A 15,201-nucleotide genomic window follows, 5' to 3' on the forward strand; every position below is an offset into this window, starting at 1 on the left:
GTTTATGAGTCGGGCGCTTGTTCGAGCGTGAAGACGAAGTCGATGGTGACGCTATCCGTCTGAATCTCGTTGCCAGCTTCGGCCCTGATGCGCCACTCGACGACGAACGAGACTGATTCGCCCGCTGCGAGTTCGGCCATCGACACCGACTCGTTCGCAACGGACGTGAACGCTCGATAGTTCGTGTTGTTCCCGACGACGTAGGATTCGGTCCCGTCGGAGCGGACGGTTCGTATACGAATATCCAGCGCCTCGTGGAGTTCGCCCATCTCGGCACCGGTCGTGTTGTCAACGTCGGATTCGGGCTCCGTGATGCCATTTTCCGCGGACTTCGCCTCCATCGACTGAAGGAGTAGCACGCCGTCTTGGCTCCCCGTATTCGAGAGTGTCCCCGTCGAGTTCCCTGTCGACCCCGGAACCACCGACGAAGCGTTTAGCAGCGACACACCCGCGCCACCGTTCCCCATCTCTAAATCGACACCCTCCGAACCGTTGGACCCGGTGTTCTCGACAGTGACATCGAACTCGGCCGTCTCTTCCGTTCGGGCGACTTCCGTCGACCCGCGGAAGAAGACCGCTGTCACCGACACGTATCCGGTTTTCGTGGCCGTTGTCCCCTCGTTCGGGTTAGCGAACGCAGATGCGCGAGTGCTGTTTGCGTACGTGATATCCCCACCAAGTGCAGTCTCAATGTCGATGGGGGCCTGTTGATGGAGCGTCACGCGCCGCTGTTCTGTCCAGCCCTTCTCGGGTGCCCACGTGTTGACGACGAGGACGACGCTGTCGATATCGCTTGTCCACGAGAGACTGCCAGTGACGGTTCCTCGGAGCGTTCCGACAGTCCCGTCTGAACTCTTGACCGTCGGAGGGTCCGCAGCCGCGAGTGTCAGTTGTGGGGAAACCGGCTCCGTGGTCGTTGGTGGTTCGGTGGTGGTCGGCGACGAAGGTGTCGAGGTAGGCGTCGCGGTTGTAGTGTCTCCACCACCGCTGTCGCCACCATCATCTCCGCCACTCTCACCATCATCTCCGCCATCCGAAGGCGTCGCAGTGGTTGTGGTTGTTTGAGTCGTCGTTGGCGGCGCGGTTGTCGGAGTCGGCGTTGACCCAGTATCCGTTTCTGACTCGGAGTCCGAATCCGAGTCCGAATCCGAATCCGGTCCGGAACCCGAACCACCACCGGTCGATACTGACGTCTCTGGAGTCGGAGTCCCCGTCCCGCGTCTTGTGGGTATCGAACCACCCTCCGAATTGTCCGTCGGCGGGGGCGTCACGGTCACCGTCGGTGGGAGGGGCGTCTCAGTGTTCCCCACGGCATCGGGAGTTCCGCCATCGAAGAGGTCCGCGAGTATTCCTGATGACCCAATACCCGTCCCGAATAGAACGGCAGCCAAGACGACCAGCACAAACAGGATTCTAACCGTTGGCTGGGAGAACTGCGCAGTGAGCGCACCGACCCCGGAAGAGAGAAGGCCGGTCAGCATCCATCGCGGTCGGTACTCGACGACGAGAATCAACTCGGTCAGTCGGGTCCGCGTATCGACACTGTCGCCGACAGCAACCCGTGCTGTCTCCGCGTTCGTCGAGTCAGCAACAGCACGTTCTGTCTCCTCGTCCGCGGAGTCGCCGACGTTCGAGTCGGCCACGACGGTTGCACGTTCGTCGGACACTTCGACGAACGAGTCCGTCTCCGAATCCCAGCGAAGTACGTCGCGGACGATACCGCGCACCGGGAGTCGCTCGCCGGGAAGGACGAGCACGCGGTCCCCACGCGACAGGTCACCATCGTCGATTTCGGCGTACTCGTATCCGGAATCGCCAGTGAGTTGCCTGACGCGACCGGACTTCAGGTCCGACCCTCCGGGAATCTCACTCCGCCCGCCAGTTCCGTCGTCGGGCGGCGCGTTCACGCCAGAGTCATTGCCGTCACCCATCTCTCTCACCGGGCGCGGTGGTTGCGTCCGCCCTGTCCTCGACCGTCTCTGACGAGACCTGCGGGTCGTCGGACCACTCGACTCCGCCGTCAGTGTGACTTGGTTCTGTCCCGTGTGCCACGGTTCCGATGCGTTCTACCAGTTTGACGCCGGTGTGTTCCGGAGTTAAAGCGTCGTCTGACTCCCCGTCGGCGCTATCGGTATCGACTTCTCCGGGGTCGACGAGCGCGTCAGTGTACAGCGAGTATATCTCGGAGACGACGAGGAGGACACCCGGGAGGATGACGAACAGGATGAGGCCCAGTCGGGACTGGGAGAACTGCGAAAAGTACCCGAGGTAGGGGACGTGGAACCAGACTTTCCCGACCAGTTCATTGGCTCGAACCGGATCTGCATCTACTTCCTCGTTTGCGTCGCCCTTCGTTCGGAAAACGGGAGTGTCACCACTCCGGTCGACGGCGACGACGCGGTGTGTCACGCGGTCGGTTCGTTCGTCGGTGATTGAGCTGCCCGACTCGCGGTAGGTGATGATGTCTCCTTTAGAGACAGTCTCGGGAGCAACGTCACGGACGACCACGACATCACCCGCATCGATAGTCGGAGACATACTCCCGGAGAGGACGGCGTAACTCGCTTTCGCGCCGATAGTCTGCGGTGCAACTAACAGCACGACGAGTGCAACCGCGACGACGAGCGTGATGCCACCGAGCGTGCGGGCACCGGTGACGAGCGTCGACCGATTCACGGGTCAGTCACCTCCGTCTTCGTTATCGTTGTCGTCTTCGCCCCCATCGTTGTCGTCTTCGTCTCCATCGTCGTCCCGGCTATCCGAGACTGTCTTAACATCGACGCGGAGTTCGAGGTCCGAGGGGTCGACTGGTTTCGTGGCATCCCACGAGAACTCGACCCGCCCGGAAAGCGTAAAGTTGTCCGAAATGTCGCGGTCGAGCGTGACGTACGACGACCCGGACGCGTCGACACTCACGTCGCCGAGTTCCACCGGGTCGCCACCGCCAGTGAGTGTGAGGTCGGTGAGGGTGACGCTGGACCCGTTCGCGGTGGCCGTCGCGGTGACGCCCACGGCAGTAACGTCGTCCGAGCCAACACCCTGTACCTGATTGCCGTTTTTGTCGGGATAGGTGGTGTCGCCGATAGACATCGCGACCTGGCTCCCGTTGAAATCGACGCTGAACCATTCGGTGGTCTCGTTGGACCATGCGTGTTGCCAGTGTGCGTTGTTCTTGTGGACGCGCGCTTCGCCTCCGTCGCCGGTGCGTTTCAGCACCGCGACTTCGTAGTTCTCTGGTTCCGAGTTGCCGTTTACCTGCTGGTCGGTGGGCTTTCCGTACCGGGCGAGCGTTGCCCAGTCCCATCCACCCATTGCGTCGCGTGCCGTTCCATCACCGTTTTCGACGTCGTCGTCTCCATCGTCTCCATCGTCGTCCTCGTCGGTCTCACAGGCGACATCCTCGTCTTCGTCTTTCGTCTGTGAAAGGACGAACGCAAGGTCGACACCGGCGATATCGGAGGTGACTTCGTTACCAGCGTCCTGCGGAACGCGCCACTCTATTACGAAATCAACCGTTTCGCCTGCGGACAGTTCGTGGTCGAGGTCGAACGTCTGGTCGGCTTCGAATAGTGAGCCGAGTTTCGTATATGAAGAACCGCCGCAAAGGTACGTTTTCGACCCGTCCTCGTCGACGAGTGAGACGCGAACCTCGAGGACGCCAGCCAGTTCGCCATCGTCCTCGGACGAATCGTTCCCCTCTTCGGGTTCTGACTGCCCGTTTTCGTCGTTGGTGACACCGAGAACCTCGATATCGAGGTAACCGGTGAGTGTCCCCGCATTGCGGAGCGTCACGGACGAGGTACCGCTGTCGCCCGGCGCGACGTTCGCTTCTTTGAGGAACGTTAATTCATTATCGTCCTCGCCGACGGCTAAATCAAGCGTCCCGACACTGACCGTGCCGGTTCCTTCTTCGGTATCTGAAAACAGGGAGACGGTCCCAGCGCCCGCAGCGGCGCTCCCGGTACCGATAGTTAAAATGCCGCCGAGGAGACGGCGGCGGGTTAGCGTAAGTGTAGTGTCCTGTGAGTTCATCGATTACGTCTCAGCCATCGGGCAATCGGTGGGAAACCGAACCGGAGCGCGCCGGGTCGGCGTACCACACGATGAGATGTGAGATGGGAGGCTCGCTACTGGGAGTCTTTCTGGTTCAGTTCGAAGTCGAACGTGATGTCGACGCCGTCTGCTTGATACGGGTTGCCAACATCCTGCAGTTCGACCTGGAACGAGAACTCCTTCTCGTTCCCGGAATTGAGGGGGATGTCTCGGACCGACGAGTCGTCGGATTGACCGGAACTGTTAACGATATCCCAGACGGTCGCCGACCCATTGAACGAAGTCTCGAGAACGTCCGTGTCACCGACGGTGAATGTCAAGACGTTGAGTGCTTTGGCGAAATCAGCTGCCTCGATGTCCTCGTTTCCGTCGTCACCGGCCGTCGCATCGCTGTCGTTTTCCGTGACAGAGAGGTCGATGTCGAGGCTCCCGTCGAGCGTCCCGTCGTTTTCGAGGATAACCGAGTAAACACTCGTCTTTTCGGTCGGTGCGAGGTTCGTGACAGAGAACATCGTCGATGCTGCTCCGTCGGCGAGGCTCAACGTTCCTGCACTCAGTGTGTTTTCCGTACTCGATTCAGTGTCGCTGAACAGGGCAAACGTCCCGACACCAGTGGCTGCACTGCCAGCACCGATGGTGAGCAGTCCGCCGAGAGCGCGGCGTCGGGTGAGTTTGAATACTTTTTCTGACATAGTTGGGAGGTATGGATACACCAGTCATCCGAGCCAATTCGCAAGGAGTCGGATGCGGTGATCTTCATAATAGCCAACACATAGAGGGAGGATGAACGTGGTACCACCATTATACGGCACCGCCCCGAAAACCTAGTGACGGAGTGGCATACGTTGCCCGCGACAAGGGGGTCAATACAACGTAGCAACGGTGGGGGTACCCCATGATTCGTTTCTCTCTTACTTTTCGATTGACATCCTCCCGCGCCTGAAGACGTCCCCAGAACGCTTCGCGTTCTGGTGGGCGGACGAGACCATTGGTCTCGTCAACGCGGGAATCCCGAGCGTTGGGATATTAAGGTTCGCAACCCACCTGTTCGCTCGGTGCGAAACGCCCCGAGGTTTGGTTGAACAGGTAGGCTACTGGCCGTGCCAAACGACCGTTACTCATATCCTCCGTTGGAGGACTCTGAGTTATCTTTCGTCGCATGTTTACCGCGCCGTTTATGTCTGCGTTCATCGTCACACCGCACGATTCACAGACGTACAATCCGCGCTCCACACGATTCGCGTCACGCTTTCGGCCACAGCACGAACACGTCCTGCTCGTGTCTCGCTCGCTTGTGCGGTCAACGAGGATACCGTGTACCTCGGCTTTGTATTCGAGTAACGTGGTGAAACGGTCAAACTCCCACCCGTGGAGTTTCTTGTTCCCACGTTTGCCCCAGTTCCGAGTCTCACTGTCCTCGTCCTCACGGATCTTGCTCAAGTCACCGATGGCGATTCGACCAACCTCGTGGTCGATGCACTGCTCAACGATGTGCTTTGCAAGCGCGTGCAGGAAGTGGTCTTTCCGCCGAGACAACTTCTGACGGGAACGAAGCGCACGATTCGACGGGCCGTTGCCGCCCTCTGTGTCGTACTCGTCACGAGTGAAGTAGTGCTTGTCCTGCTTGAGTGAGTTGCCGGGATACAACTCGGCGTCTCCATCGTCGTAGGCGATGGCGAGGTAATTGCTGATACCGAGGTCGATGCCAGCGGTGTTGTCGCCCGGTGCGTCCTCAACGGGGATTTCAACCTTGCAGACGAGGTGGAGTTCCCAACGGTCGCCGTTCCACACAGCTCGAACCTGTTGGATGTTCTCCACAGTCACGTCCGGTCGCGTCTCGTACTCACAGAGGATGAAGTCCGAGCGATGGTTCTTCAGGTTGAAACCCTTGCTCAGACGGAGTTGGTTGTGCTTGGAGTCGTGCTTGATGCCGTTCTGCTTCCACGTCACGGTGGAGCGTGGGTGTTCGTCGCCTCGCTTGCGGTATCCGGGTGGGTTCGCGTCCGTGTCGCCGTTCTTGCGCTTTTTGAACCATCCGTTGAACGACTCAGCAAGCTCTTCAAGAACTCGCTGACTTGACTGTGAATGTAGGTCACTATATCGTTCGTGGTCTTTTAATTCGCGCTTGAGGTCGGCTTCGGACGGAATCTCGCCGGTATCGTCCCATTCTTGTTGGGCGTGGTAGCGGGCGACGTTCCACAGTTTGGATGCTGAGTGCCCGCAGTTATCGAGGTCGTCACTTACTTGAGAGTGGTTGACGATTTTCGCTCGATATGTGCGGGTTGTCTCCAGCATCGGGCTGTGTTCATAAGCACTTATAGATATTAGTGTATTAAAAGCAACGACCGAGCGTGGAATATCCTGACGTGCCATCGAGTGGTGGTTGGTATAGACTATTGTCGGATTCATCCTGACCCTAAAGGGTCAGGTATTCTCCTTGTTTTCGTATAATTCCCCCAGAACCTTCCGCTGTGCTGCTCTGAGATGCTGCGTAAATGTCGATCGGGACACATTCATCGCCGTCGCTACGTCGGCGGCACTGCTTCGTTTCGGTCGCTCGAAGTACCCCGAGTGGAAGGCGACTTCGAGCGCCTCTCGCTGACGGTCGGTGAGACTCGACAGCACCGTCGCTTCGAAATCGTCTTCGACTGTGTGATGCGTGCACGCTGTGACGACGACATCGTCGAACTGGTCGGAGAGTGCTTCGACGAACGCTGTCGCCGGCCGCCGTCTCGGAAGGTCAACAGCGACTGTCGCCTCCCCATTCGAGAATTTCATCTGTTGGACGATGCCGCCAGCATCCGCCACGGCAACGCCAAGCGATGAAGAAACGACGTCCAGTTGCGCCCGGATACCGTCGTCGGTTGCCGAAATGCCGTGAGACTCGAGTTCTTCGATAGTGTCGCATGCCTCAGCGACTGCGCCGGCCGTCGTTCCCCGACATGTAACGAAGTACCTGTCGTGGTCGTCACCCGGAAGGACCGTGTGGACGACGAGTTCGGCGTCGTGCCCGAGTCGGGAGGAAACGGCAAACAAGCCCAAGTCGCGGTGGTTGACGGTGAGGTCGATTCGGGCGACTTCGTCGGCTAACAGTGCTTCTCGATTCTCAGCGGTACTCAACGCGTAGCCGAGCGTCTCAGCGAGTTCTTCGAGGCGTTGGTGCTCTCGGTCGGACCTGTCGCCAGTTCCCGAACGATAGACGCCGAGTACACCGTAATCGACGCCACCGTACCGAAGACTCAGCGCAGTTGCCGAGTCGATGCCGTACGTCTCGGCGGCATCGTGCCATTCGTCGTCCGGTGTGACTGTCGAAGCGACCGTCGACCCCGTTCGAAACGCCTGAAGACTCGGTTCGGTCGTCGCCGAGTCGACACTCCCCGCGTCGAGGACACCAGCGCTGTCGAGGTAGTCTGTGTCACCAACAGTAGCGAGCGGGGTCAAACAACCAGACGTCGTCCGTTCGCCCACCCACGCAAAGACCGTCCCGTCTTCGGACCCGACGTAGCGACAGAAGGCGTCGGCGATTTTCTGCCGCGAGGAGTGGTTGACGAGCATCTCGCGAATTGCCTCTTTCGTGTCGCGTTCCCTTCGCAGTTGACGCTGGTGTTCGACCTGCGCAGTTACGTCCCGAAAGACGCAGATGACACCAGTCTGTCCCTCATTGGCTACCGAGTCGATGTCGAGAAGACAGTGGCGTGTCTCGGAGTCGTGTCTCTGAAGTCGAACCTCGAGCGACTGTGGCGTGTCGTCTTCCAGTGCAGTTCGAACAGCACGCCTATCCTCGGGATGAACGACCGTCTCGGCGAGGTCAGTACCTGTGAGAGTCTCTCTGTCGTAACCGCTGAGTGTGACCGCCGATTCATTCACGAGGACAACCTGCTGGTCGCGAGTGACGAAGATTGCGTCGCGGACGTTCTCGACGAGCGTCCGGTATCGGGCTTCGCTGTCTGCAAGGGCTTTCTCAGCCCGGAACTTTTCGACCGCAGTCCGAATGCGAGCGGCGAGTGTCGTCGTGTTATCCCGGGTGTACGCCTTGATGACATAATCGTCGGCGCCCGCGGCGAGGGCTTTGCTCGCAAGCCCTTCGTTTCCGGCGCCGGTAAAGAGTAGAAACGGGAGGTCGCGCCGCCGCTCCCGAACCGCTTTCAACAGTTCGATACCCGTCATCCCCGGCATATAGTAGTCGCTGACGACACACTCGACTTCGTCGGAGAGGACATCCAGTGCGTCCGTGGCACTGTGTGCAACTCGAACCGAGAACGGAACCGCCTCGCGTTCGAGCATCTTTTTTACCAGTTGCAACCAGTCTCGGTTGTCGTCGACGAGCAACACTTCGATTGGCTCCGACAACACACTGTCTGTAGTTCCGGTCACGTGTTCCCAACCCAACCAGGGTTGACTCGGCAATTGGGATAAAGATACGCCCCTTATTATTCAAATCGAAAATTAGATAGGTCAAAGTCGAACCTCGTAGTCTAGAATTTGATACGATTGCGAGGGGCGTAGTAGATTGTGAGGAAAGAATGGCGGAGAGAAACGTCAAGCGCAAAGCACTCTACGTGATATACAGCAAAGCACTCTACGTGATGTAAACGATTTCACCGACTTGATAGAGGTAGCCCTTGTCGAGGAGTTCGTCGACGGCAGTCGGTGACTCGCCCTCGGATTCGACCGCGTTTTGCGCGTCCCGTAACGCAATTCCATCACTAGAGGATGATTCTCGTTCCAGAATCGATAACGCGGTTTCAGCGGACTTAGATATCGGAGTGTGTCGATTCTGCTTCGAAGGCATCTGCGTTGGTAGTGACAGGTACGTGTCTGCTACTTATGAAACCAAGTGGTGAAGTTGGCACCAAATTGGTACGAAACGACGCACCACGGACCAAGTGTGACTGCCTACTACGAGCGCCGTTGTTCAATATCCCGAGTCACGGACTCGATGGTCTCGGCTAGCTGCGCTTCCGAGTCGTATTGTTCCGAATGTTCAATTTCCCACCCATTCCCGAGCATTCGTGTGAGATGGAGTACCTCGTCATCTGTTGCCAATATAATGTCATCGACGTGAGGGGGTTCGAAGTCCGCCGAATTTTCGAATTTTATCGTCACTGGAACCGCCTTCCGAATGCCATCAACCGACTCGAACTGCCCGATTGATCCGGGTGAAAGCGGAACATCGGGTAGCATATGTAAGGCATCGATACCATGTGACATGGTGCGAATTTTCATTCTCCATAGACATCAATCTAACTACAGCTTTCAGGAAGAAATCGTGCGGTGTACGAGCGGTCTTACTCTCACAATGTTCCGAGGATTCACCGGCAGTAATTGGACATTCACAAATTTCTAATGAACGCTCATCGGAACGTACGCTAATGACGTACGAGAACCTCGACCCAAAGCTTGTCAACGCACTTCTGGACGACGGTCGAACCAGTCTTCGCAGTCTCGCGGAGGAACTGGATGTTTCGGTGACGACGGTCTCGAACCACCTCCGCGACTTGGAAGACGAGGACGTTATCGCGGGGTACACACCACGCGTCAATTACGACGCGCTCGGATACGACGTGACCGGAATCATCCAACTGAAAGTCGAAGGGAGTTCGCTCACCGAGGTGAGCAAGCTACTCGAAGAACAGACACAGATACTATCAGTCTACGAGACGACCGGTGACTATGACGTGGTCGCAGTCGGGAAGTTCCGCGATACCGGAGACATGAACACCCAGATCAAAGCGTTGCTTCAGGACGTAGACATCAATGAGTCGAACACGAGCGTCACGCTCAATGTCGTCACCGAAAACGAACAGTTCGAACTCGACATCGACGACTAGCTGGCGTCGGCCCCCGTACAAGCACACCAGTCACGTGGATACTTACTCCAGCGTCGAAATCCGACTATCTCGAAGCAACACCCGCTTTACGATATCCGGGTCTTCGAGCAGTCTGTGCGTTCCGTGAACGCCCTGTCCACGCCCTCGGCCACGGACTTCTGACTGTATCACGTTCAAGAAATCGAGTTCTTGAAGCAACTCCTGGACGCGTCGCTCCGAGAGCTGGTCCATATCGAGCTTTTCGGCGACCCCAAGGTACTGTCGGTAGATTTTGTTCGTCGTAATCTCGGCCGTCTTTCGTCCCCCTGTCTGAAGGACGAGTGAGTACAGAACTGCCTTGGACTGTGTGGCCGTCCCCTCGATGAGTTCGCTGAAGCGGTCCGCCTCGCTCTTTTCTTTTGCAGCGCGGACGTGCTCGTCGGTAACCTGCTCGGAGCCTTCTTTGCGGGCGATTCGTCCGGCGTTCCTGAGTATGTCGATTGCCTTGCGTGCGTCTCCGTGTTCCTGTGCGGCAAGTGCGCTTGCGAGTGGAATCACGTCGTCAGTCAACACCCCCGGTTTGAACGCGTCGCGCCGGTTTTCGAGAATTTCGCGAAGTTGGTTCGCATCGTACGATGGGAAGACGAGTTCGTCGTGAGAGAAGCTCGATTTGACGCGTTCTGTGAGTTCTTCGGGGTAGTCGATTTTGTTGGAGATACCGACGATGCCGAGGCGCGAGTTGACAATTTTTTGATTTTCTCCCGCGCGCGAGAGTTTACGGAGCACCTCGTCGTCACGCAGCATGTCTATCTCGTCAAGGATGACGATGGTGACATCCGAACAGGTGTCGAGAACCTGCCACAGTCGGTTGTAGTAGTCGCCGGTGGAGAGTCCACGCTCGGGAATCGTCATTCCGCTTTCGTTGGGGTCGTTAACCTGCGAGGCAAGCGTCTTGATGACAGACGCCTCGGTGTTTTGTTCACCGCAATCGATGACCGCAGTGTTGACCTCGACCGATTCCCGTGCTGCCTCGCTTTGAAGACGCTCACTCACGAGACGAGCTGTGAGCGTCTTTCCGGACCCCGTTTTACCGAAGATGAACAGATGGGTCGGTTCACGGCCGAAGATTGCCGGATTGAGTGCTTGGGCGACCTTCGCCATGTGCTCGTCACGGCCAACAATCTTGTCAGGTCCCGGAAGGTGCGATATTTTGAGAATATCCTCGTTCGCGAAGATAGGTTGGTCGTATCGGAAGAGGGGATCTCGTCCTTCGTCCTCAACCTCGTCCGGAGTCATGTAGATTCGATATTTATACCCACCATAATAAAGCTGAGGGGGTGGCTTCGCGTTTGTAAATTCCCCCAATATAGTACCAATATACGTTGTATTGCCTGATTCAATTAGGGTTACATTTTTAGTGGTCTCGCGCAAGTAACCCGGTCAGACACTACCGTCGCGTTTGTAACGGGGAGAGGGTACCCTCGCGAGTGTAACTGGAGGGAAGAGTACCCTCGCGAATGTAACAGGTGGTACCCTATGGGGTGTGAGTAAACGGGGAGGGACTACCCTCGCGAATGTAAAAATAGGGTCGTCGGTGGGGTGCAGACACACCACCCTCGCGAATGTAACGCGAAAAAGGGAGTCGGGATAGGCGAAAAATAGGTAGATGGGGTAGATATTGCTGGTATATTTACAAACGCGACGGTGGTGTGTGTGCCGAATATCTCTAGGCTCTCGCGTAGCCGTTACAAACGCGACGGTGGTGTGTGTGTGGTGAAACTCAGTCGTGTTCGACCTCACTCGTCCACTACAGCATACACCCACCACGTGTGCTATCACAGCAACCACTGCAGCGACTGTTACAACTATCACGACGGCGACTACCAGTAACTACCCCAACTACTACAGTAACCACTGTAGCTACTTCTATAACTACTACTAGAACCACTACTACTACAACTACTACAGCTACTACACTACCTATTACAGCAACAGTGCAGCCGTAAAGAAGTAACTCGGAACCGCGCCTACGCCAACAGTTCCTCCCGAACAAATTTCCCTCCAAGAGCGAGACTAGCTGCCCCGAGACCAACGGCAAAGAGAACGACAAACAGCGTGATTGGGTCACCGAGACCACCAGCGGCCTGTTCGCGAACGAACGACCCAGCGAGTATCGACGTGATGGCAATGAGAACGAGGCCCGCAAGGTTCGCTGTTCGAGAGTTCTGTACCGGAACTACGTCGGACGTATTCAGAAGATAGAGAACGAGTACGAGCGCGAACGGGGTACCGACGAGTCCGAACGCCAACACGAGGATGAGAAGCGGGAAGAACGCACCACCGACGAACGTCCCACCTGCACTGAGCAGTGCGACGACGGCAAGCAGACCACGGTAGCGGGGGTCCGAAACGTCTGTTTCCCATCCGAGTTTGTCAGCAACGAGATAGGGCGGAACGACGGTGTTTCCACCGAGCGTCGAGACGGCCGCTCCCCAGAGGCCGAGCAGGAACAACCACTTCGCGTTCGCTCCGACGAGCGGGCCAAGAGCCTGAGCCGCATCGATTGCGGTGAGTCCACTCGCTTGTACCTCGGGACTATGGAGAACACCGGCGGCAACGAGGAAGATAGCGAGACTGTAGATACCGAAGGCAACGAGCATCGACGCACCGATGTCGAACGTCGCGAGGCCGTAATTTTTCCGCGTCCACTTGCGCGCCCGCATCGTGTAGAACTGCATCGTCACGAGCGTGACGTGAACGGCACCGCCGAGAATCCCTGCGGCGACGAGAGCACCGTCGACACCGCCGGGGATGGTTGGAACGAGTCCCTGTACCGCCGCGTCGGGTTCGACAGGGACGACAAACGTCGACGCCAAGAAGGCAACAACGACGGCGCTGACGAGGATTTTTGCGCCGAGTTCGACGACACGATATCCTCGCCCAGCGAGGCCGGCAGCGAGAATGACCGCCCATGTGACACCCCATATTCGGGCGTCGATTCCGGTGACGGTTTCGGAGACGCTCGCCACTGTCTTCATGATAATCAGTTGGGCGAGACCGGCCGCGAGAACGACGTCTGCGACGAGAATCCACGCCCAACGGTCTCCGAGTGTTCTCTCGACGATGGAGACGATACCAGATTCTGTGAGCAGTCCGAGTCGCATCGCGAGGTACTGTGCCCCTGCACCGAGGAGTGCAGAGAGGAGCACGACCCACAGGAGGTCGTAGCCGAACGTTGCACCCGCTGTGATGAGACTCGCCATCGTTGCCGGTCCCGCGGCGATTGCCCCTGCGACCCACGATGGGCCCATCCCGGACAGGTACTCGCCCAATCGGCCGCGAGTGGCTGCCCAAACCGTATACTGCGTTTCTTCACTCATGCTCTCGCACTCTCCGCCCCTGGTAGAATAATGTTTCTACTTGGTGGTATAACTTGGTAATTATGTGTCAAAGTAAGTGGAGTTGGCGGAGTGGAAGAGTAGTAGAGGAGGGGTTGTGTTGGAGAAGACGAGAGGCTGAGAACTATGACTCGTCGAATGCGAGGTCGAAGAATCCCACTTCGAGTTCGACAACCCGTCGGAAGTGTCGCTCGACGAGTGCTTGCCGACGCTCGCTCAACTTCGGACCGTATTTGTCGAGTTCGCTACGCAACCACTCGACGAACGCCTCGAATTCGGGGACTGCGTGGAGGGCTATCCACTCTTGATAGTAAAACGGACCTGGCTCGGCGTCTGCGACGTTTTGTCCCCACGAAAGATAGACCCATTCTGCCGGAAGGAGGACCGAGAGGGCCTCTGCGTACCCGCCTTCTGTCGCCGCACGCGTTAAGAGGTCCTCGAACGCCGCCGTCACTGGTTCGCGCTGTGGGTCGTCGTAAACCGGTTCTGGCACTGACAGCGCATCGAACGACCGCTCGAAGTAGTCGTTTTCGTCGTCCGTTAGCGTCCTCAGAAAGTCGGCCAACTGCCCTTTGGCTTGCATCGTCGGCGCGTGGCCGACCGTGTGACCCACGAGACCAGTGAGTGTCCCGACAAACGCGTAATCTTGGACGAGGTATCGCCGGAAGGCGTCTTCGTCGAGGGTTCCGTCACCGAGTTCTTGGACGAACCGGTGTTCGACCGCGTCTGTCCACGTTGGTTCTGCCCGTGCGCGTAACCACTCTGTGAACCGTGCGTCTGGATGCTCGTCTTTGTAGGCCTCGAACGTTGGCGCTACCGCACTCTCGCTGGTCTTCGGGTCTGCGCTATTCATACGAGTGAGTCTCCGCGACTCCCGAAAAATATTATGACTGGGTTGTACAACTTTGTGTCCTCCAATCGAGTACGGTGGTTATTTCGACCGGATTTTATGTAATCAGGCTTTGATTTTAAGTTGCCACCAACACGCTATGGAAACGAACGCTGCCACCGAGGGAGTCGTCAGAGTGGCCTGCCCCGCCACGCGCCCCGGTAGCGTTCAGAGGTACGATTTCCAGTTGCCATCCCTGGTACCTGCCCCACTATCCTTCCATCCTCTCATCTTTCCACCCTTTCATCCTTCAACCTCCCATCCTTCCATCTCCTATCCTCCAACTCCCCACCCTTCCGTAGGTCCAATCTGAACTATCGGTAACTCCGAGTACTCTGGACTGTGAGACGCGATTGACCAGTGGAATTCATATTTCGGATTCTCTACGTAAATCGCATTCAGGGAAACTACATGTAGGTACGACACCACTTCCCAACTGGGATTTCCAATGTCTAACTACGAACTCGACCCGCTTCCGTACGAGTACGACGCGCTTGAACCACACATTTCCGAGCAGGTGCTGACGTGGCATCACGACACCCACCACCAGGGCTACGTCAACGGCTGGAATGCTGCCGAAGAGACGCTCGAAGCGAACCGCGAGGCTGGCGAGTTCGGTTCGTCCGCCGGCGCGATTCGCAACGTCACCCACAACGGCTGTGGCCACATCCTTCACGACCTGTTCTGGCAGAATATGGCACCGGAAGGCGGCGACGAGCCTGAGGGTGCGCTCGCAGACCGCATCGCGGAGGACTTCGGCTCCTACGAAGCCTGGAAGGGCGAATTCGAAGCCGCTGCCGGTGCCGCCGGTGGCTGGGCGCTGCTCGTCTACGACTCGTTCTCGAACCAGCTTCGGAACGTCGTCGTCGACAAGCACGACCAGGGCGCGCTCTGGGGCTCGCACCCGATTCTGGCACTCGACGTCTGGGAACACTCCTACTACCACGACTACGGTCCGGCCCGCGGTGACTTCGTCTCTGCATTCTTCGAAGTCGTCGACTGGGAAGAACCGTCCGCCCGCTACGAGCAGGCCGTCGAAAACTTCGAGTAA

11 protein-coding genes are annotated in these 15,201 nt (G+C 57.6%); 2 read left to right on the forward strand and 9 right to left on the reverse strand.

Annotated features, from left to right (window positions below; all coding sequences use genetic code 11):
• Window positions 1–2 precede the first annotated feature (2 nt).
• From ACH9L7_RS18725 to ACH9L7_RS18750, 6 genes are all read right to left on the reverse strand, one after another.
• Window positions 3–1,931: a hypothetical protein gene (locus ACH9L7_RS18725; RefSeq protein WP_396613718.1), complete on the reverse strand. Its 1,929-nt coding sequence runs from the start codon at window positions 1,929–1,931 to the stop codon at window positions 3–5.
• Window positions 1,924–2,676 carry a signal peptidase I gene (locus ACH9L7_RS18730; protein WP_396613719.1) on the reverse strand — a complete coding sequence of 251 codons (753 nt, stop codon included), beginning with the start codon at window positions 2,674–2,676 and terminating at the stop codon, window positions 1,924–1,926. Before ACH9L7_RS18730 ends, ACH9L7_RS18725 begins: the two co-directional genes overlap by 8 nt.
• 3 nt (window positions 2,677–2,679) lie before the next feature.
• Window positions 2,680–4,032: a TasA family protein gene (locus ACH9L7_RS18735; protein WP_396613720.1), complete on the reverse strand. Its 1,353-nt coding sequence runs from the start codon at window positions 4,030–4,032 to the stop codon at window positions 2,680–2,682.
• 95 nt (window positions 4,033–4,127) lie between these two features.
• Window positions 4,128–4,745: a TasA family protein gene (locus tag ACH9L7_RS18740; RefSeq protein ID WP_396613721.1), complete on the reverse strand. Its 618-nt coding sequence runs from the start codon at window positions 4,743–4,745 to the stop codon at window positions 4,128–4,130.
• A 334-nt stretch (window positions 4,746–5,079) separates the two neighbouring features.
• Window positions 5,080–6,348: an RNA-guided endonuclease InsQ/TnpB family protein gene (locus tag ACH9L7_RS18745; protein ID WP_396613722.1), complete on the reverse strand. Its 1,269-nt coding sequence runs from the start codon at window positions 6,346–6,348 to the stop codon at window positions 5,080–5,082.
• Between the two features lie 129 nt (window positions 6,349–6,477).
• The gene (locus ACH9L7_RS18750) at window positions 6,478–8,427 is read right to left on the reverse strand and encodes a helix-turn-helix domain-containing protein (protein ID WP_396613723.1); all 1,950 of its coding nucleotides are present in this window, start codon (window positions 8,425–8,427) and stop codon (window positions 6,478–6,480) included.
• A 998-nt stretch (window positions 8,428–9,425) separates the two neighbouring features.
• Between ACH9L7_RS18750 and lrp the strand changes: the two genes are divergently transcribed.
• Complete coding sequence (lrp, locus tag ACH9L7_RS18755) at window positions 9,426–9,884, forward strand: HTH-type transcriptional regulator Lrp (RefSeq protein ID WP_396613724.1); 459 nt, start codon at window positions 9,426–9,428, stop codon at window positions 9,882–9,884.
• Between the two features lie 42 nt (window positions 9,885–9,926).
• Here lrp and ACH9L7_RS18760 read toward each other — a convergent pair whose 3' ends face one another.
• The 3 genes from ACH9L7_RS18760 to ACH9L7_RS18770 all read right to left on the reverse strand — a co-directional run bounded on the left by ACH9L7_RS18760 (window position 9,927) and on the right by ACH9L7_RS18770 (window position 14,114).
• On the reverse strand, window positions 9,927–11,159 hold the full coding sequence (locus ACH9L7_RS18760; RefSeq protein ID WP_396613725.1) for a Cdc6/Cdc18 family protein: 1,233 nt from the start codon (window positions 11,157–11,159) through the stop codon (window positions 9,927–9,929).
• 731 nt (window positions 11,160–11,890) lie between these two features.
• The gene (locus ACH9L7_RS18765; RefSeq protein WP_396613726.1) at window positions 11,891–13,243 is read right to left on the reverse strand and encodes an NRAMP family divalent metal transporter; all 1,353 of its coding nucleotides are present in this window, start codon (window positions 13,241–13,243) and stop codon (window positions 11,891–11,893) included.
• Window positions 13,244–13,385: 142 nt separating this feature from the next.
• Window positions 13,386–14,114 carry a TenA family protein gene (locus tag ACH9L7_RS18770; RefSeq protein WP_396613727.1) on the reverse strand — a complete coding sequence of 243 codons (729 nt, stop codon included), beginning with the start codon at window positions 14,112–14,114 and terminating at the stop codon, window positions 13,386–13,388.
• 484 nt (window positions 14,115–14,598) lie between these two features.
• Between ACH9L7_RS18770 and sod the strand changes: the two genes are divergently transcribed.
• Window positions 14,599–15,201 carry a superoxide dismutase gene (sod, locus tag ACH9L7_RS18775; RefSeq protein ID WP_396613728.1) on the forward strand — a complete coding sequence of 201 codons (603 nt, stop codon included), beginning with the start codon at window positions 14,599–14,601 and terminating at the stop codon, window positions 15,199–15,201.

The sequence above is a fragment of the Haloferax sp. S1W genome, assembly GCF_044593955.1.
GTDB lineage: Archaea > Halobacteriota > Halobacteria > Halobacteriales > Haloferacaceae > Haloferax.